Below are 16,275 nucleotides of genomic sequence, written 5' to 3' on the forward strand. Positions count from 1 at the left end.
CGATGATCGAGATCCGCGTACCCAACGAGCAGGAAGGCACCAAGGCCGTCGTCCGCGCCTGGCTCAAGCAGGTCGGCGATCCGGTCGCGCTCAACGATCCTTTGGTCGAGCTCGAAACCGACAAGGTCACCCAGGAAGTCCCTTCGCCCGCCGCCGGAGTGCTCGCCGAGATCCTCCTCGACACGGACTCCGACGCGGTCCCCGGCGCGCTGCTGGGACGGATCAGCGAAGGCGAACGATCTTCCCAGCCGGTCGCGTCGAGCGAAGGCGAGCCACGTCCAGAGCCGCGGGGCCGTCCGTCGACCCCTCTCGGGACGAACGGGGGCGCGGAGACTAGGCTCTCCCCCTCGGTCAAGCGCGCCTTGCTCCAGCACAACCTCGACCCCGCCCGGCTCGCCGGCACTGGCCGCAATGGCCGCATCACCCGCGAGGACGTCGACCGCGCGGTGGCCGCCGTCACCGTCACCGTCACGCACGACGGCCCGCCGGCCACCGCCCAGCCGCGGCAGTTCGAGGCCGGCGACATCCCCCACGACCGGATGCGACTCAAGATCGCCGAGAACATGGCCCGCGCGGTCGCCGATGCGCCCCACGTCACCGCCGTGTTCGAGGCCGATTTCAGCGCCGTCGCGGCGCACAAGGCGGCGCTCGCGGCGCAGGGCGTCAAACTCAGCTACACCGCCTTCATCGTGCACGCCGCCGCCGAGGCGATGGCCGCCGCGCCCGCCATCAACGGCCGCTGGCACGACGACCGGATCGCGATTGCACCGACCATCGACATCGGCGTCGGCACCGCGCTCGGCGACAAGGGGCTGGTGGTGCCGGTGGTCAAGGACGCCGGCGTACTCACTCTAGAGCAGATCGGCGCGAGACTCGACGACCTCACCCGGCGCGCCCGCGCCGGCAAGCTCACCGCCGCCGATGTCTCGGGCGGCAGCTTCACCATCTCCAATCACGGCGTGTCGGGCAGCCTGCTCGCCGCGCCGATCATCCTCCACCAGGGCCAGGCCGCGATCCTCGGCATCGGCAAGCTCGAGAAACGCGTCGTCGTGCGCGAGATCGCCGGCCAGGACGCGCTCCTCGTGCGGCCGATGGCTTATGTCACGCTGACCATCGACCACCGAGTCGTCGACGGCCATCAGACCAACGCCTGGCTGACCCGCTTCGTCGAGCGCATCGAAGGGCCGTGGGAGCGCCGGTGAGCGGCGACCTGCTCGCCGTGCTCGCGATCCTCGCCTCGGTCGCTGCGGCAATGGTCGGCTTCAGCGGCCTGATGACCGCCTTCCGCTCGAGCAGCGACGATCTCATGCCCAACGACGTCAGCAACGTGCGCATCCTGCTCATCTTCAGCGTCGGCGCGCTCGGCTTTGCCTTGCTCCCCTTGCCGCTGTGGCTGGTCGACGACCCCGATCCGTGGCTCGCGGCGATGACGCTGTTGCTCGGCGCTTTCCTCGCCGTCTGGCTGGTGCAGAGCCCGTTGTGGATGCGCCGCCGCGGCCTCAAGCCGCTCAAGCCCGCGCTCTACTGGTCGATGCTCGTCGCCCAGGCCCTGCTCGGAGCGCTGATCGTCGGCGCGGTGCTGACCGGCCACCCCCCGGCGCCATTCTACGTCGCCGGCGTGCTGTGGTGCCTTACCACCGCGATCGTGGTGTTCGTCGTCCAGGTGTTCCGGATGCTTCCGGTCGCCCGCCCGGACTGACTACAACGGCGCCACCAGCACCGCTCGGCAGCCGTCGTGGGCGCGATCGTAGTCGAGCTTGCTCGACAGGCTGTGCGCCATCGCGCTGATCAGCTTGGAGCCGAGCCCGGTGCCCTTCGGCCCCTCGTCGGTGAGACCGCAACCGTCGTCCTCGACCTCGAGCTGGAAGCGCTCGTCGTCGGCCCGCGCGAAGCGGATCCGCACTTCGCCGCTCTGGTTCTCCGGATAGGCATATTTGCAGGCGTTGGTGACCAGCTCGGTGACGATCACGCCCAGCGACACCGCCTTGTCGGTGTGCAGCCGGAGCGCCTCGGCCTCGAGCGTGATGGTGCGCGGACCGACCGGGGTCGACCAGGTCGCCTGCAGCTCGTCGACCAGCGCGGCGAGATATTCGTTCATCGCGACGCTCTCGACATCGCCCGAGGTATAGAGCTTGCGGTGGACCTGGGCGATCGCCTGGATTCGCCGCTCGGTGTCGCTGAGCGCGGTCTTGGCGGCGTCGTCGCTCAGCAGCCGCGCCTGCATCGCGACCATCGTCGTCACCAGCTGCAGCGAGTTGGCGACTCGGTGATTGACCTCGCGCAGCAGCGCTTCGAGCCGCTGGTTGGCGGCCAGCAGATCGGCCTCGGCCTGTTCCTTGTCGCGCTTCAGGCTCGCCGTCGCGAGTGCGCCCGCAAACGCCTGCTCGAGCAGGTCGACGAAATCGCCCCCGACCGATTTGACGACATAATCGGCGGCCCCGGCCTTCAGCGCCGCCACCGCCACCGCGCTCTCTTCGGAGCCGGTGACATAGACCACCGGCGGGCAGTCCGGCAGCTGGTTCAGCGCGTTGAGCGTCGCCAGCCCGTCCATGCCGGGCATGTAATGGTCGACGGCGATGAGGTCGAAGCCGCCTTTGGTCGCTTCGGCAATGCCCGCCTGGCCGCTGTCGCACGACACCACGTCATGGCCGCGCCGCTCGAGCAGTTTCTCGACCAGCCGCCGGGTCCCGGCATCGTCATCGATGTACAAAATCCGCCGCGACCGGTTCACGGACCCTCGCGATCGGGCAGTTGGATGACCGACAGGAACAGGCCGAGCTGGCGGATGGCGTCGGCGAAATTCTCGTAGTTGACCGGCTTGGTGATGTAGACGTTGCAGCCCAGGTCGTAGCAGCGCTGGATCTCGGTCTTGTCGTCGGTGGTGGTCAGGATCACCACCGGGATTCGGTGCAACTTCTCGTCGCTCTTGATCCGCGACAGGATCTCGGTCCCGCTCATGTCGGGCAAATTGAGGTCGAGCAGCACCAGCGCCGGGCCGTTGGCGAGCGGGCCCTCGGGGTCGTCGAACAGGAAGTTGAGCCCGCTGGTGCCGTCGAGGAAATGGCGCAGCGGGTTGTTGATCCCGGCGCGGCGGATGTTCTTCTCGATCAGCCGGGCATGGCCCTCGTCGTCCTCGATCATGACGATGTTGACCGGTTGCGAAGCGCTCATCAGCTGTCCCCCTCGGTGTCGTAAGTCGCCGGCAGGTCGACGATGAATGTCGCGCCCTCGCCGGGCGTCGAGCGCAACGATATGGTCCCGCCAAGGCGATAGGCAAGCGCCCGGACGTGGGCAAGGCCGATGCCCTCGCCGGGCTGGTCTTGGGCGCCGGAGCGGCGGAACAGTTCGAATACCCGCTCATGATCCTCGGGCGGAATCCCGCGGCCGGTGTCGGCGACCTCGAAGATCGCCCGCGGACCCTGGCTGCGACCGCTGACGACCACCTTATTGGGCACTCCGGGGCGGCCGTATTTGGTCGCGTTCTCGAGCAGATTCTGGAACACCTGCTCGACCGCCAGCCGGTCGTGGTTGAGGTCGGGCAGGGTGCCGTCGATGGTGATCGTGGCGCCGCGCGCCTCGGCCTGGGTCGCCAGGCTGCCCGACACGATCTCGCCGATCAGCGCATTCATTTCCAGCCGCTCCGGGGTCAGCACCCGGCGGCCCTGGCGCGAGAGGGTGAGAATGGCGTTGATCAGCCGGTCCATCTTCTCGGTCGCGGCGCGGATGAAGCCGAGCGCTTCGGGCAGGTCCTCGCGCGCCGCCAGCCGCGCCGGCTCGTCGACCAGCCCGGGCTGTTCGGAATCGAGCTTGTCGATCAGCCGCGTGATCGCCTTGCCCGCGCTCTCCAACTCGGAGGTGAAGCCCATGACATTGACCAGCGGCGAGCGCAGGTCGTGGCTGACGATGTAGGCGAAGCGCTGGATCTCGTCGTTGGCGCGCCTCAAGTCGGCGGTCCGCTCGGCGACCGCGCCCTCGAGGTTGGTGTTGAGTAAATTGAGCCGCGCCTGGCTGGCCAGGAGGTCGCGCGTGAAGCGGCGCAGCATGCTCATCGTTCCGAGCGTGGCGATGATCAGCGCGAGCCCGACTCCGGCAAGCAGCCACTGGGTCCACCCGACCGTCGCGCGCTCGCTCGACAGCAGCCGGGTCAGCCGCTCCTCCTCGCTTTCCTCGATGCCGTCGGCGAGCGACCGGATGACCCGGATTCGCGCGCTGTCGCCCGACACGTCGAACTGGCGGCGCGCCTCCTCGGCGCGGCCCGATCGAACCAGTTCAATCGACGTATTCATCGACGCGATGTGCTCGATAACTAGCGCCTTCAGCTTCTCGGCGCGGACCTGCTGCACCGGGTCGTGGCCGGTGCGGAAGCGCACCTGATCGAGCCCGGGCAGCAGCCGCTGGGTCGTCTCGCGGAAGGTGCGCAACCGGAACGGCGCCGGGTCGAGCAGATAGCCGCGCCGCGCCGCCTCGGCCCGCTCGAGATCGCGCCCGGCCTCCGACACGATGTCTTTGACGTCGTAGGTGGCGACGATCTGCTCGCTTGCGCGGCGATTGGCGGAAAAGCCGTAAAGGACGAAAGCGAAGGCGACGATCAGCAGCGCAAAGCTGGTCACCAGCCCGGCAATGCCGAGGCGGTTGATCCGGCTTTCGCGCTTGGGCTGGATCGGCAAGGACGCTCCTCGTGCCGCCGGCCTACAGCGGCGACTGGCGCACCCGACAGGATTCGAACCTGTGACCTCTGCCTTCGGAGGGCAGCGCTCTATCCAGCTGAGCTACGGGTGCCTGGGCGAGCCGCTTAGCTTGGGTGCCGATTGGCCGCAAGCGTGGCCGCTTCGCCGGCTTTGTTGCGGCGCGGCATGGCACGGTGCTAGAATGCGCCTTTCCAGCGATCAGGAGTGTGAAGCGTCATGGCCAAGGGTGCCGCAGGCTCGACGTCGGCCGACAAGGTGACGATCAAGAAATACGCCAACCGGCGGCTCTACGACACCGAAAGCTCGTCCTACATCACGCTCGACAAGCTCGCCGGGATGATCCGCGACGGCCGCGATTTCGAGGTCGTCGACGCCAAGACCGGCGAGGACATCACCCACCAGATCCTGACCCAGATCATCGTCGACGAGGAAGCGCGCGGACAGACCATGCTGCCGGTCAATTTCCTGCGCCAGTTGATCGGCATGTACGGCGGCAAGCTGGAGGCCCAGGTGCCGCAATATCTCGAGGCGGCGATGGAAGCGTTCGAACAGAACCAGAAGGCAATGGCGGGCGTGTTCACGCCGTCCGGCTTCGCCGATCTCGCCAAGCGCAACATGGCGATGTTCCAGGAAGCCGGCCGCGCCTTCACCGCCGGCACCAAGGCCGCCGCGCCCGCGGGCGACAGCGCCGAGGTCGCCGCCCTCAAGGCCCAGCTCGCCGAGCTCCAGGCCAAGGTCGACAAGCTGGCGAAGTAATCGCTGTCCTACAGCTGCGGCGCGGGTGTATGGTCGGCGTCATGGCGAAGCCCCGGATCCGCCCGAAATCACCCACTTGCGCTAACTTCGCGATCAGGTCCCCGAAAAGGCCGTTCCTGCGTGAAATTCGCGAAGCTAGCGGGGGGCGCGAAGGGCAATAAGCTACTCGCAAAAAAATCCATTACAAGTCTTGTTTGTGGGTCGCGACCACAACATCTTGCGGTTGGCAATAATGCAGCGAAAGGAGGTGATCCGATGTCTCATGGTTCAGCTAAGAGGTCGGCACAGCTCGCTCGGAGAGCGATGGCCTAACCAGCCGTCCGGAAGTTGTCCGGGCTGAGATCCGATCGCTGACCATGTTTCGGGAGCCGCGGTGTGGTGCCGCGGCTCCCTTACTTTTGCCCGCGATTTGTGGTTATTTCGGAACCGTTCCGCGGCTGGACCGTCTGTTCCGCCAGGGATGTAACAGGGAGGTTTCGTGATGGCCAAATCGACGTCCAAGGGCAGCTCCAGTTCCAGCAGCAACAAGACCACCATCGACAAGATCGCCAAGGCAGCGATGAGCCGCGAGATGCTCGCCGCCGGACTCACCGCCGCGGCCGCCGCAATCGCCGCCAGCCCCAAGGCGCGCAAGGCGATCCGCGACGCGGGCCTCGACGCCGCCGACAGCGCCAGCAGCGCCGCCACCACGATGATGAACAACGCCTCGAAGCTCGGCACGCTGATCGCCGAGGCGGTCGCCGACGCCGCCCAGCGCGTGCTCAGCGGCAAATGGTCGATGGACGATGACGGCGGCTCGTCGTCGTCGGGCTCGCGCTCGACCGCCACGCGCGCCAAGTCGTCGACGTCGCGGTCGTCGAGCGGATCGGCGCGCAAGTCCCCGGCGCGCAAGGCCACCGGCACCAAGGCCGCTGCGACCCGCAAGGCGAGCACCGCCAAGCGTTCGACCACGGCGCGCAAAACCTCGACCACCCGCAAGTCGGGCTCGACCCGCAAGTCCGGCGGGACTGGCCGCAGCGGCGGTTCGGGCGGGTCGGGCACCGGCGGTTCGAACAGCTAGCACCGCGCGCCGCGGCGCTCTGGAATAAGCCGATGCTCCATGCCAATGGGCGGCGATGACCTCGCCGCCCAAATTTTGTGTCGTCGTGCTGGCCGCCGGCCAGGGCACGCGCATGCGCTCCGACATCCACAAAGTGCTCCACCCGATCGCCGGGAAGCCGATGCTCGCCCATCTGCTCGACACGGTCGCCGAGATGGGCGCCGAGCGGGTGGTGGTGGTGCTCGGCAAGGGGCGCGAGCAGGTCGAGGCGGCGCTCGCGGGCCGGGCCGGAGTCACGACCGCGCTCCAAGCCGAGCAGAAGGGCACTGGCCACGCGGTGCGCATGGCCGAGGCAGCGCTGGCCGGCTTCGACGGCCCCGTGCTGGTCACCTTCGGCGACACCCCGTTCGTCACGCGAGCGACGCTCGAGCGGATGCTTGAACGGCTCGGCGAGGCGGACGATCCGGGCATCGTCGTGCTCGCAAGCTCGCCCGACGACGCCAAGCAATATGGCCGCGTGATCCTCGAGGACGGCGGCGACCGCATTGCGCGGATGGTCGAGTATAAGGATGCCTCGCCCGAGGAGCGCGCGGTCCGCCTCTGCAATTCGGGTATGCTCGCGGCGCGCAGCGGCGAGCTGTTCCAGTGGCTCGCCAAAATCGGCAACGCCAACGCGGCCGGCGAATATTACCTACCCGACGTAGTCAACGTCGCCCACGAAGAGGGCCGGCACCCGGTGGCGATCGAGGGCGAGCCGTTCGAGACCGCCGGGGTGAACAGTCGCGCCGAGCTTGCCGCGCTAGAGCTCGACTGGCAGCGCCGCCGGCGGTGGGAAGCGCTCGAGCAGGGCGCCACGCTGATCGATCCGGAAAGCGTCTGGTTCAGCGCCGATACCGAGCTCGGCCGCGACTGCACGATCGAGCCGCACGTGGTATTCGGACCTGGCGTCCGGATCGCCGACGGCGCCGTCATCCGCGCGTTTAGCCATATTGAAGGCGCGACCATCGCCACCGGCTGCGAAGTTGGGCCGTTCGCCCGGCTGCGGCCCGGAACGGTGCTCGAAACCGGCGCCAAGATCGGCAATTTCGTCGAGACCAAGAAGGCTCGCCTTGGGGCTGGCGCTAAAGCCAACCATCTGACGTATCTCGGCGACAGCGAGATCGGCGCCAAGGCCAATATCGGCGCCGGTACGATCACCTGCAATTACGACGGCTTCTTCAAATATCCGACCCGCATCGGCGCAGGAGCGTTCATCGGTTCCAACAGCGCGCTGGTCGCGCCGATAACGATCGGCGACGGCGCGATCGTCGGCGCGGGATCGGTCGTCACCAAGGATGTCGCAGCGGACGAGCTGGCGGTGGCGCGCGGCGAACAGCGCGGAATGAAGGGCTGGGCGTCGCGCTTTCGCGAGCGGCAGAAGATCAAGAAGGGCGTCAAGTAGATGTGCGGGATTGTCGGGATCGTCGGCCGCGAGGCGGTGGCGCAGCGCCTATTCGACGGCCTCAAGCGGCTCGAATACCGCGGCTACGACAGCGCCGGCATCTGCACCGTCGGCGGCGGGGACTTCGAGCGTCGCCGGGCGGAAGGCAAGCTCGACAATCTCAAGCGGGAGCTCGATGCCGATCCACTCGCCGGCGATGTCGGCATCGCCCACACGCGCTGGGCGACCCACGGCGCACCGACCGTCGACAATGCGCACCCCCACATCGCCGGGCCGGTGGCGCTGGTCCACAACGGCATCATCGAGAATTTCAAGCCGCTGCGCGACGAGCTGATCGCCGATGGCCGCACCTTCCTTAGCGAAACCGACAGCGAAGTGGTCGCCCACCTCGTTGCGCGCGAGGTCGAGGGCGGCGCCTCGCCGCAACAGGCGGTCGCGACCGTCCTGCCGCGCCTGCATGGCGCGTTCGCCATCGCTTTCCTGTTCAAGGACCATCCCGACACGGTGATCGGCGCGCGCATGGGTGCGCCGCTGACGGTCGGCTATGGCGACGGCGAGAATTACCTCGGCTCGGACGCACTCGCGCTCGCGCCGCTGACCCAGCGCATCGCCTATCTCGAGGAAGGCGACTGGGCGGTGGTGACGCGCGATCGCATCGCCATCTTCGACCGCTCCAACGCGCCGGTCGAACGCGACATCGTCGAAAGCGGCGCGTCGGCACAGCGAATCGAAAAGGGCAATTACCGGCACTTCATGCTCAAGGAGATCAACGAGCAGCCGGTGGTCGTCGCGCAGACTCTGCAGAGCTATTTGCGCACGCTCGAAGGGCGGGTCGCATTGCCCGACATCGAGTTCGACTTGAGCGCCGTCAACCGCGTCACGATCGTCGCGTGCGGCACCAGCTTCTACGCCGGAATGGTTGCCAAATATTGGTTCGAGCAATTTGCGCGCGTTCCAGTCGACATCGATGTGGCGAGCGAATTTCGCTACCGTCAGCCGGTGCTCGAACCGGGCGGCCTGGCTCTCTTCATCAGCCAGTCGGGCGAGACCGCCGACACGCTCGCCGCGTTGCGCCATGCGCGCTCCGAGGGCCAGGTCGTCGCGGTGGTGTGCAACGTGCCGACCAGCTCGATGGCCCGCGAAGCGGACCTGCTGCTGCCGACCCACGCCGGGCCGGAGATCGGGGTCGCTTCGACCAAGGCGTTCACCTGCCAGCTGGCTGTGCTCGCCGCGCTCGCCGCCAACTTCGCGCGCGCCAAAGGCCGCCTCAGCGAGGCCGAGGAGCGCGACATCGTCGAGCATCTCCGCGAGGCGCCCGAAGCGATCAGCGAAGCCCTGAAGCAGGACGAAGCCATCGCTGCGCTAGCGCCGCTCGTCGCGCCGGCGCGCGACGTGCTCTATCTCGGCCGCGGTCCGGACTATCCGATGGCGCTCGAGGGCGCTCTCAAGCTCAAGGAGATCAGCTACATCCACGCCGAAGGCTATGCCGCCGGCGAAATGAAGCACGGCCCGATCGCGCTGATCGACGATCTCGTGCCGGTGATCGTCATCGCGCCGTCGGGGCCGCTGTTCGAGAAGACTGTCAGCAACATGCAGGAGGTGCGCGCACGCGGCGGGCGGATCATCCTGGTGTCCGACGAGCACGGCATCGCCGAGGCGGGCGAGGGGTGCATGGCGACGATCGTCATGCCCGAAGTCCACCCGCTCATCGCGCCGCTCGTCTATGCCGTGCCGGTGCAATTGCTCGCCTATCATGTCGCAGTCGCCAAGGGCACCGATGTCGACCAGCCGCGCAATCTGGCGAAGAGTGTGACGGTCGAGTGATCGCGCGCGGCGGCTGCCACTGCCGGACGGTGCGCTTCCGCTGCCAGCTGCCCGACGCGCCGGTGAAGGCGCTGTCCTGCAATTGTTCGATCTGCGCAGCGACCGGCTTCTTGCACATCATCGTGTCGCACGGAGACTTTGTGCTCGAAAGCGGCGCGGACCGGCTCACCAGCTACCGCTTCGGCACCGGCGGCGCAGACCATCTCTTCTGCAGCGTGTGCGGCATCAAGAGCTTCTACCAGCCGCGCAGCCACCCCGACGCGTGGAGCGTCAATGCCAATTGCCTGGATGCACCGGTCGCGCTCGACGTGACCGATTTTGACGGCCGCAATTGGGAGCAGGCCAAGGCGGCGCTCGACGCGGGAGAGGGCGCTGGCTAGGGCGGACACGTGACCCACCGCGCGCTTCGCCTCCGCCTCGATGCCGACGCACTCAAGTCGAACTGGCGCTGGTTGCAGCGGCAAGGCGACGCTCCGGCGGGCGCTGCGGTCAAGGCGGACGGCTATGGGCTTGGCGCGATGGAAGTGACCAAGCGACTGGCCGAAGCGGGCTGCCGCGATTTCTTTATTTCGACATGGGCGGAGGCGGAAGCGCTTTCGCCGCTTCCCGAAGGGGCTTCGCTAAGCGTGCTCCATGGAGTCGGGCCGGACGACATTGAGGCGGCTCTCGCGGGAGCAGCGCGGCCGGTGCTGAACACGCCGCAGCAGGTCGCGCGCTGGAAAGAGGCTGCGGGAGACCGTCCGTGCGACGTGATGATCGACACCGGCATGAACCGGCTCGGTCTGCGCAGCGACGAGATCGGACTGCTCGACGGGCTGACAATCGATACGCTGATGAGCCACCTTGCCTCGGCCGACGAGGACAGCGGGCTCAACCGCGCCCAGCTTGAGCGGTTTTCAGCGGTTCGGTCCGCGGTGCCGGCACGGCGCTATTCGCTCGCCAACAGCGCCGGCATCTGTCTCGGACCGGATTTTGGGTTCGACCTCACGCGACCCGGCCTGGCGCTGTACGGCGGCGTGCCGCGAAGCGAGGCAGCTGCGGCCATCGCCCAAGTCGTGTTCCCCGAAGCCGAAATCATCCAGCGGCGTACGGTGCGCGCAGGAGAAAGCGTCGGTTATGGCGCCACTTGGGTTGCGAAAATCGACACCGAGGTGGCGATTGCCAATGTCGGCTATGCCGATGGCTATCTGCGCTATTTCGCCGGCAAGGGCAGGGCGCAATACGGTGGCCTTGATTTGCCGCTGGTCGGCCGCGTCTCAATGGACCTGATCGCGCTCGATTGCTCGGCGGCAGCAGAACTGCGCGAAGGCGACTGGGTCGCGCTGGACTATGACCTGCCGGTCGCCGCTGAAGCGACCGGGCTGTCGCAATATGAATTGCTGACCGGGCTCAGCGATCGCTTTGGCCGGCTCTGGACTTAGGCGGTTCGAGGACCTTGGCCTTGTAGGCGCACAGATCGACGACCGGGCAGCGCCAGCATTCCGGCAGCCGTGCCTTGCAGATGTAGCGGCCGTGGAGGATCAGCCACTGATGCGCGCCGAGCAGGAAAGGCTCGGGCGTGACCTTCTCAAGCTTGAGTTCTACTTCGAGTGGCGTCTTGCCGCGCGCCAGGCCGGTGCGGTTAGCGACCCGGAAGATGTGGGTGTCGACGGCGATACGCGGTTCGCCGAACGCGGTGTTGAGCACGACGTTGGCGGTTTTGCGGCCGACCCCGGGAAGCTGCTCGAGCAGGTCGCGGTCGCGCGGCACCTCGCCGCCATGGCGCTCGACCAGCATTTTGGCCGCGCGAATGACGTTCTTCGCCTTGGTGTTGAACAGGCCAATGGTCTTGATCCGCTCGCGCAGGCCCTCCTCGCCGAGCGCAAGCATGGCTTCGGGCGTCGTGATCTCGGCGAACAAGGGCCGCGTTGCCTTGTTGACCCCGGCGTCGGTCGATTGGGCACTAAGGGCGACCGCCACCAGCAAGGTGTACGGGTTCACATACTCCAGCTCACCCTGCGGCTCGGGGTCGGCCTCGGCCAGGCGGCGGTAGAATTCGAAGATCTGCGCCCGGTTCATTCGGCGCCGATCACGTCCTTCATGGTGTAGAGCCCGGCCGGGCGCCCGACCAGGAAGCGCGCTCCGGCCAGTGCTCCGCGAGCGAAGATCGCCCGGTTTTCGGCGCGGTGCGACAGGATGATCCGCTCGTCGGGGCCGAGGAACAGAACGTCGTGATCGCCGGCAACGGTGCCGCCGCGCACCGCGGCATAGCCGATGCTGCCCGGCTCGCGAGCAAGTCCGACCCCGGAGCGGCCAAGCTCCTCCTTGGCGTCCATGTCCCGCCCGCGCTCGACGGCTTGGCCCAGGTGGAGCGCCGTGCCGGACGGTGCGTCGGCTTTCAGGCGATGATGCGCTTCGACGATCTCGACGTCCCACTCGTTTGCGTCGAGAACGCGGGCGGCGCGCTCGGCAAGATTCTCGAGCAGGGCGACGCCAAGCGAGGTGTTGGGCGCTTTCAGGACGGGGATGATCTCAGCGGCGTCGGCGATGAGCGACTGATGACCTTCGCCAAGGCCGGTCGTCCCGACCAGCAGCGGAATGCCGGCACTAACGGCCCGATCGATGCTTGCGCGCAGCCCGTCGGGCGAGGAAAAGTCGACCAGCACGTCGGCGTGGTCCGAATGCATGACGAAGCTGGGATTGGTCGCGACCGCCGCGGCGATGGCCTGGCCCATCCTCCCTTCCGGCGCGAACAAGGCGAGGCGGATCGGCTGCTGATCGGTGCGCATGGCGCTGGATTAGGCGGGCCCAGCGGCTTTTCCAAGCCGCTGCTGGAGCGCCAAGGCGGCGGCCGGGGCGCGCAGCTTGGCGCCGTTGATGAGGAACAGGAAGCTGTCCTTGCGCCAATCCCCCGCCAAAGCCGCCAAGCGGCCGAGCGCGGCGTCGTCGTAGCCGGTCATGACCTCCTCGCGCATGCGCTGGAGCCGGGCGTAGCGGAAGTCAGCGGTGTCGGCGTCGATGCAAGGGAAGTCGTCATCGTCGCCGAATACCACCGCCACTCCGCGGCTGCGGGCGAGTTCAAAAAAACCGGGGTCGCGGAAACTTTCGTGGCGCGGCTCAATTGCGTGGCGCAGCGGTCGGTCGCCAAGCCGCTCGGGCAGCAAATCGAGAAAGGCAGCGATGTCGTCGCGGTCGAAGGCGCGCCGCGCGGACAGCATCCACAGCGTCGGGCCGAGCTTGGCGCCGAGCCGGTCCATGCCTTGGGCGTAGAAATTACCGATGCCCTCACCGGCGTCGGCGAGACGGGGACGCGTGACGCAATAGCGCGAGGCGCGCAGGGCGAAGCGGAAGTCGTCGGGCACCGCGTCGGCCCACTTCCGCCAGCTGGCCGGCGACTGGCGGCTGTAGAAAGTCGAGTTGATCTCAATCGCGCCGAACTGGCGCGAGGCGTATTCGAGCTCGCGCGACTGGGCCAGGCCGGGCGGGTAGAATAGACTGCGCCAGGGCTTGTAGGTCCAGCCGCCGATGCCGACCCGGATGTCGGGCACGTCAGGCGTCGGGCAGGAACCGGCGGGCGACGTCGAGCGCGAGCCGGGCTGGACGACGGGTCGCGACGTCGAGGCAGCACCAGGTCGACTTGACCTCGGCCAGCACGTCTTCCCCGCGGCGGATGACGGTGGTGAACATCGCCCGGGCACCGGCGACCTTTTCCGCGATCACGTCGGCAACGACGAGATCGTCGAGAAAGGTCGGGCGGCGATATTTGATTTCGTGGCTCAGCGCGATCCACAAATGCCGCGCGACCGCCTCGGGCGGGGCGGCGGTTTCCCAGAACTTGACCACCGCGTCCTGAACCCACTTCAGATAAACGCTGTTGTTGACATGACCCATGTGGTCGATGTCGTCGGCGCGGATGCCGATCGGGTAGCGGAAAGTTGTCGTGGTCATAGCGGTTATGCTGTCACAACTGACAGGAGTGTCAACGCGTTGCATGTAACAACAAGAAATATTCTCGTGCTGACCGGCGCCGGAATCAGTGCGGAGAGCGGGCTGGCAACGTTCCGCGCCTCGGACGGTCTGTGGGAGGATCATCGGATCGAGGATGTCGCCACCCCCGAGGCGTTCGCCCGCGACCCCGGCCTGGTGCACGATTTCTACAATGCGCGGCGGGCCCGGCTTGGTGAGGTCGAGCCCGATGCCGCCCACCGCGCGCTGGCCCGGCTTGACGTCGAATGGCCGGGCGAGCTGTTGGTTGTCACGCAGAATGTCGACGACCTTCACGAGCGGGCCGGGTCGAGGCGGCTGCTGCACATGCATGGCGAACTCCGCGGCGGGTGGTGCACGGCGTGCAACAACCGCTTCCGCTGGGACGGGCCGATGGACTCGTTCGCCCGCTGCCCCAAATGCGCTTTGCCGGGCCTGATCCGCCCCGACATCGTCTGGTTTGGCGAGATGCCCTACGAGATGGAAGCGATCGACGCCGCGCTGATGGCGTGCGACCTGTTCGTCGCCATCGGCACCTCGGGCGCGGTCTATCCGGCGGCGGGCTTCGTCCAGACCGCGGCCTATCGCGGGGCGGCGACGCTCGAGATCAACCTCGAGCCGAGCCAGGGGAGAATCTTCTTCGACGAGCACCGATTCGGATTGGCTGGAGTCGAAGTGCCGAAATGGGTCGACGAGCTGCTTACGGATGCCGCCTAAGCTTCACGACTTTCACGCAGGATCGGCCTTTTCGGGGACCTGATCGCGAAGTTAAGGACATGGGACGCCAAGGCCGGACCGGTCAAAGACCAATCCGCATGATGACAGATCGCGCCGCTGTAGGACAGCAAAACAGGCGTCAGGCTTGTTCCAAAGCTGCGGCCTGTTAGCCTCAACACCGGGGGGTTTGCATGGCGACGCGTTTCAAGGGGCCGCCACAGGGCTGGGCAGCGCTGCGCTGGGAGGTCGGCGTGGTGTTCGTCGGAATCGTCCTGGCGCTGGGCGCGCAGCAACTCGCCGACACCCTGTACTGGCGTGGCCAATCGGTCCAGGCGAGGCACGCGATCGAGAGTGAATTGCTCCAGCACGAGGCAGATTCATTCGAAAGGCTGATTGTGCAGCCTTGCCTCACCGGACAGCTTCGAAGGCTTCATTCGGGCCTGGCGGGCCATCGCGGCAACTGGGCCGCCTCGCCGATGATGACCCGGCAGGACCTTATCGCGACGGCCACCCAGCAATCGCTTCCCTCGGCCTATCGCGCGCCGGGTCGACTGTGGCCGAGAGAGGCATGGGAGCGCGCGCAGACGACCGGCGCGCTCAACCATTTGCCCGATTCCCTGGTTGCAACCTACGCCGAAATCTACACGCGCAGCCAGCGCGCCAGAGGAAAGCAGGACAGTGAAGCCGCGGCAGCGGCACGCCTGAGCCCACTGGCGGTCGATGGGGTCATCGAGCCGTCCGCCCGCGTTCAGATGCTCGAGGCGCTCGCGCTAATCGACCAGGACAACGCCACGCTGGTCAATGTCGCCCGCCAGAACCTCGACATGCTGCGGGTGGCGCTTCGGGACGTTCCGCGCGAGGTGCGGCTCAAAGCATTGACCGACCGGCTGGCGTTGCAGCGCACCTATCGCGGGGCGTGCGTGCGCGCCCTTCCGTTGAAGTTCTAGTCGGCCCAGTCGAGGCCGATGTCCCGGTAGAGCGCCTTGTCCTCGCTCCAGCGGGGGGCGACCTTGACGTGGAGGTAGAGGTGGACGCGGCGGCCGAGATGCTCGGCGATCGCCTCGCGCGCGGCCTGGCCGATCGCCTTCAACCGTGCTCCGCCCTTGCCGACGACGATGCCCTTCTGGCTGTCGCGCTCGATCAGGATCTGCTGGTGGATCGCGGCCGAGCCGTCCCCCCGCTCCTCCCACTGCTCGGTGACCACTGCGGCGGCATAGGGCAGCTCGGCGTGGAGCTGGAGATAGAGCTGTTCGCGGGTCAGTTCCGCCGCGACCATGCGGTCGGTGGCGTCGGTCAGCTGGTCCTCGGGATAATGCCACGGCCCCGCCGGCATCGCCGCGGCGAGATGCGCCTTGAGCTCGGCCACACCGTCGCCGGTCGACGCGGAGACCATGAACACGGCCTCGGGCGAGAGCCGGGTGTGGAGCGACTGGGCGAGCACCAGCAGGGCATTCTTGTCGGCCAGGTCGACCTTGTTGAGCACCAGCACGAGCGGCTCGCGGCGGCCCTCGAGCCCGGCGATGACCTGCTCGGCCTTTGTGCCAAGCTTGGCTGCGGAATCGATCACCAGCACCAGCCGGTCGGCATCGCTGGCGCCCTCCCACGCCGCCTTGACCATCGCCCGGTCGAGCCGCCGCGCGGGGGCGAAGATGCCGGGCGTATCGACCAGCAGCATCTGGGTCTGCCCGTGGATCGCAATGCCCATCAGCCGCGCGCGGGTGGTCTGCGCCTTGGGGCTGACGATCGCCACCTTCTGCCCGACCAGCGCATTGACCAGGGTCGACTTGCCGGCGTTGGGCGCACCGAGAACGGCGATAAGGCCGCAGCGGGTCTGCGCGTCAGGCATC

At 67.4% G+C, this 16,275-nt stretch carries 18 protein-coding genes and 1 tRNA gene; 10 read left to right on the forward strand and 9 right to left on the reverse strand.

Going from position 1 to position 16,275, the window contains the following annotated elements:
* The first annotated feature begins 2 nt into the window (after positions 1-2).
* Both D0Z60_RS02985 and D0Z60_RS02990 read left to right on the forward strand, forming a co-directional pair.
* Positions 3-1,202: a dihydrolipoamide acetyltransferase family protein gene (locus tag D0Z60_RS02985; protein ID WP_240325517.1), complete on the forward strand. Its 1,200-nt coding sequence runs from the start codon at positions 3-5 to the stop codon at positions 1,200-1,202.
* Positions 1,199-1,699: a hypothetical protein gene (locus D0Z60_RS02990; RefSeq protein ID WP_162888049.1), complete on the forward strand. Its 501-nt coding sequence runs from the start codon at positions 1,199-1,201 to the stop codon at positions 1,697-1,699. Before D0Z60_RS02985 ends, D0Z60_RS02990 begins: the two co-directional genes overlap by 4 nt.
* Here the strand turns inward: D0Z60_RS02990 and D0Z60_RS02995 are convergent, their stop codons facing one another.
* The 4 genes from D0Z60_RS02995 to D0Z60_RS03010 all read right to left on the reverse strand — a co-directional run bounded on the left by D0Z60_RS02995 (position 1,700) and on the right by D0Z60_RS03010 (position 4,779).
* Positions 1,700-2,731 (reverse strand): response regulator, encoded by a 1,032-nt coding sequence (locus D0Z60_RS02995; RefSeq protein WP_118856882.1) that lies wholly within the window; start codon positions 2,729-2,731, stop codon positions 1,700-1,702.
* Positions 2,728-3,171 (reverse strand): response regulator, encoded by a 444-nt coding sequence (locus D0Z60_RS03000; protein WP_118856883.1) that lies wholly within the window; start codon positions 3,169-3,171, stop codon positions 2,728-2,730. Before D0Z60_RS03000 ends, D0Z60_RS02995 begins: the two co-directional genes overlap by 4 nt.
* Positions 3,171-4,667 (reverse strand): sensor histidine kinase, encoded by a 1,497-nt coding sequence (locus D0Z60_RS03005; RefSeq protein ID WP_118856884.1) that lies wholly within the window; start codon positions 4,665-4,667, stop codon positions 3,171-3,173. Before D0Z60_RS03005 ends, D0Z60_RS03000 begins: the two co-directional genes overlap by 1 nt.
* A gap of 35 nt (positions 4,668-4,702) precedes the next feature.
* Positions 4,703-4,779: transfer RNA gene (locus tag D0Z60_RS03010), tRNA-Arg, on the reverse strand.
* Between the two features lie 125 nt (positions 4,780-4,904).
* On the opposite strand from D0Z60_RS03010, the gene phaR reads away from it, so the two are divergent.
* The 6 genes from phaR to alr all read left to right on the forward strand — a co-directional run bounded on the left by phaR (position 4,905) and on the right by alr (position 11,169).
* Positions 4,905-5,444, forward strand: a complete 540-nt coding sequence (gene phaR, locus D0Z60_RS03015) for a polyhydroxyalkanoate synthesis repressor PhaR (RefSeq protein ID WP_118856885.1) — start codon at positions 4,905-4,907, stop codon at positions 5,442-5,444.
* 481 nt (positions 5,445-5,925) lie between these two features.
* Positions 5,926-6,504: a hypothetical protein gene (locus tag D0Z60_RS03020; RefSeq protein ID WP_118856886.1), complete on the forward strand. Its 579-nt coding sequence runs from the start codon at positions 5,926-5,928 to the stop codon at positions 6,502-6,504.
* 55 nt (positions 6,505-6,559) lie between these two features.
* Positions 6,560-7,924, forward strand: coding sequence for a bifunctional UDP-N-acetylglucosamine diphosphorylase/glucosamine-1-phosphate N-acetyltransferase GlmU (glmU, locus tag D0Z60_RS03025; protein WP_118856887.1), 1,365 nt, complete (start codon positions 6,560-6,562; stop codon positions 7,922-7,924).
* Complete coding sequence (gene glmS, locus D0Z60_RS03030) at positions 7,925-9,748, forward strand: glutamine--fructose-6-phosphate transaminase (isomerizing) (protein ID WP_118856888.1); 1,824 nt, start codon at positions 7,925-7,927, stop codon at positions 9,746-9,748. It abuts the gene before it with no gap.
* Complete coding sequence (locus tag D0Z60_RS03035) at positions 9,745-10,128, forward strand: GFA family protein (protein ID WP_118856889.1); 384 nt, start codon at positions 9,745-9,747, stop codon at positions 10,126-10,128. The genes glmS and D0Z60_RS03035 overlap by 4 nt, the downstream gene beginning before the upstream one ends.
* A gap of 9 nt (positions 10,129-10,137) precedes the next feature.
* The gene (gene alr, locus D0Z60_RS03040) at positions 10,138-11,169 is read left to right on the forward strand and encodes an alanine racemase (RefSeq protein WP_118856890.1); all 1,032 of its coding nucleotides are present in this window, start codon (positions 10,138-10,140) and stop codon (positions 11,167-11,169) included.
* Here the strand turns inward: alr and nth are convergent.
* From nth to D0Z60_RS03060, 4 genes are read right to left on the reverse strand one after another with little or no spacing between them, the layout of a single operon-like run.
* Positions 11,138-11,806, reverse strand: coding sequence for an endonuclease III (gene nth / locus D0Z60_RS03045; protein ID WP_118856891.1), 669 nt, complete (start codon positions 11,804-11,806; stop codon positions 11,138-11,140). The two genes, alr and nth, sit on opposite strands and share 32 nt — an antisense overlap.
* Positions 11,803-12,516 carry a 4-hydroxy-tetrahydrodipicolinate reductase gene (gene dapB, locus D0Z60_RS03050; RefSeq protein ID WP_118856892.1) on the reverse strand — a complete coding sequence of 238 codons (714 nt, stop codon included), beginning with the start codon at positions 12,514-12,516 and terminating at the stop codon, positions 11,803-11,805. The genes nth and dapB overlap by 4 nt, the downstream gene beginning before the upstream one ends.
* A 9-nt stretch (positions 12,517-12,525) precedes the next feature.
* Complete coding sequence (locus tag D0Z60_RS03055; RefSeq protein WP_118856893.1) at positions 12,526-13,275, reverse strand: DUF72 domain-containing protein; 750 nt, start codon at positions 13,273-13,275, stop codon at positions 12,526-12,528.
* Position 13,276: 1 nt separating this feature from the next.
* Complete coding sequence (locus D0Z60_RS03060; protein WP_118856894.1) at positions 13,277-13,675, reverse strand: acyl-CoA thioesterase; 399 nt, start codon at positions 13,673-13,675, stop codon at positions 13,277-13,279.
* A gap of 66 nt (positions 13,676-13,741) precedes the next feature.
* Between D0Z60_RS03060 and D0Z60_RS03065 the strand changes: the two genes are divergently transcribed.
* Positions 13,742-14,428 carry an NAD-dependent deacylase gene (locus tag D0Z60_RS03065; protein ID WP_240325518.1) on the forward strand — a complete coding sequence of 229 codons (687 nt, stop codon included), beginning with the start codon at positions 13,742-13,744 and terminating at the stop codon, positions 14,426-14,428.
* Between the two features lie 191 nt (positions 14,429-14,619).
* The gene (locus D0Z60_RS03070; protein ID WP_118856896.1) at positions 14,620-15,375 is read left to right on the forward strand and encodes a hypothetical protein; all 756 of its coding nucleotides are present in this window, start codon (positions 14,620-14,622) and stop codon (positions 15,373-15,375) included.
* Here the strand turns inward: D0Z60_RS03070 and era are convergent.
* Positions 15,372-16,274 carry a GTPase Era gene (gene era / locus D0Z60_RS03075; RefSeq protein WP_118856897.1) on the reverse strand — a complete coding sequence of 301 codons (903 nt, stop codon included), beginning with the start codon at positions 16,272-16,274 and terminating at the stop codon, positions 15,372-15,374. The two genes, D0Z60_RS03070 and era, sit on opposite strands and share 4 nt — an antisense overlap.
* Position 16,275 lies beyond the last annotated feature (1 nt).

It is taken from the genome of Sphingomonas mesophila, from assembly GCF_003499275.1.
Lineage (GTDB): Bacteria > Pseudomonadota > Alphaproteobacteria > Sphingomonadales > Sphingomonadaceae > Sphingomicrobium > Sphingomicrobium mesophilum.

What these genes read in the sequence shown, in the direction of transcription:
- D0Z60_RS02985 (WP_240325517.1), top strand. Translation starts at nt 3, where the DNA reads ATGATCGAGATCCGCGTACCCAACGAGCAGGAAGGCACCAAGGCCGTC.
- D0Z60_RS03000 (WP_118856883.1), bottom strand. Translation starts at nt 3,171, where the DNA reads ATGAGCGCTTCGCAACCGGTCAACATCGTCATGATCGAGGACGACGAG.
- phaR (WP_118856885.1), top strand. Translation starts at nt 4,905, where the DNA reads ATGGCCAAGGGTGCCGCAGGCTCGACGTCGGCCGACAAGGTGACGATC.
- D0Z60_RS03020 (WP_118856886.1), top strand. Translation starts at nt 5,926, where the DNA reads ATGGCCAAATCGACGTCCAAGGGCAGCTCCAGTTCCAGCAGCAACAAG.
- glmU (WP_118856887.1), top strand. Translation starts at nt 6,560, where the DNA reads ATGACCTCGCCGCCCAAATTTTGTGTCGTCGTGCTGGCCGCCGGCCAG.
- glmS (WP_118856888.1), top strand. Translation starts at nt 7,925, where the DNA reads ATGTGCGGGATTGTCGGGATCGTCGGCCGCGAGGCGGTGGCGCAGCGC.
- nth (WP_118856891.1), bottom strand. Translation starts at nt 11,806, where the DNA reads ATGAACCGGGCGCAGATCTTCGAATTCTACCGCCGCCTGGCCGAGGCC.
- dapB (WP_118856892.1), bottom strand. Translation starts at nt 12,516, where the DNA reads ATGCGCACCGATCAGCAGCCGATCCGCCTCGCCTTGTTCGCGCCGGAA.
- D0Z60_RS03060 (WP_118856894.1), bottom strand. Translation starts at nt 13,675, where the DNA reads ATGACCACGACAACTTTCCGCTACCCGATCGGCATCCGCGCCGACGAC.
- D0Z60_RS03070 (WP_118856896.1), top strand. Translation starts at nt 14,620, where the DNA reads ATGGCGACGCGTTTCAAGGGGCCGCCACAGGGCTGGGCAGCGCTGCGC.
- era (WP_118856897.1), bottom strand. Translation starts at nt 16,274, where the DNA reads ATGCCTGACGCGCAGACCCGCTGCGGCCTTATCGCCGTTCTCGGTGCG.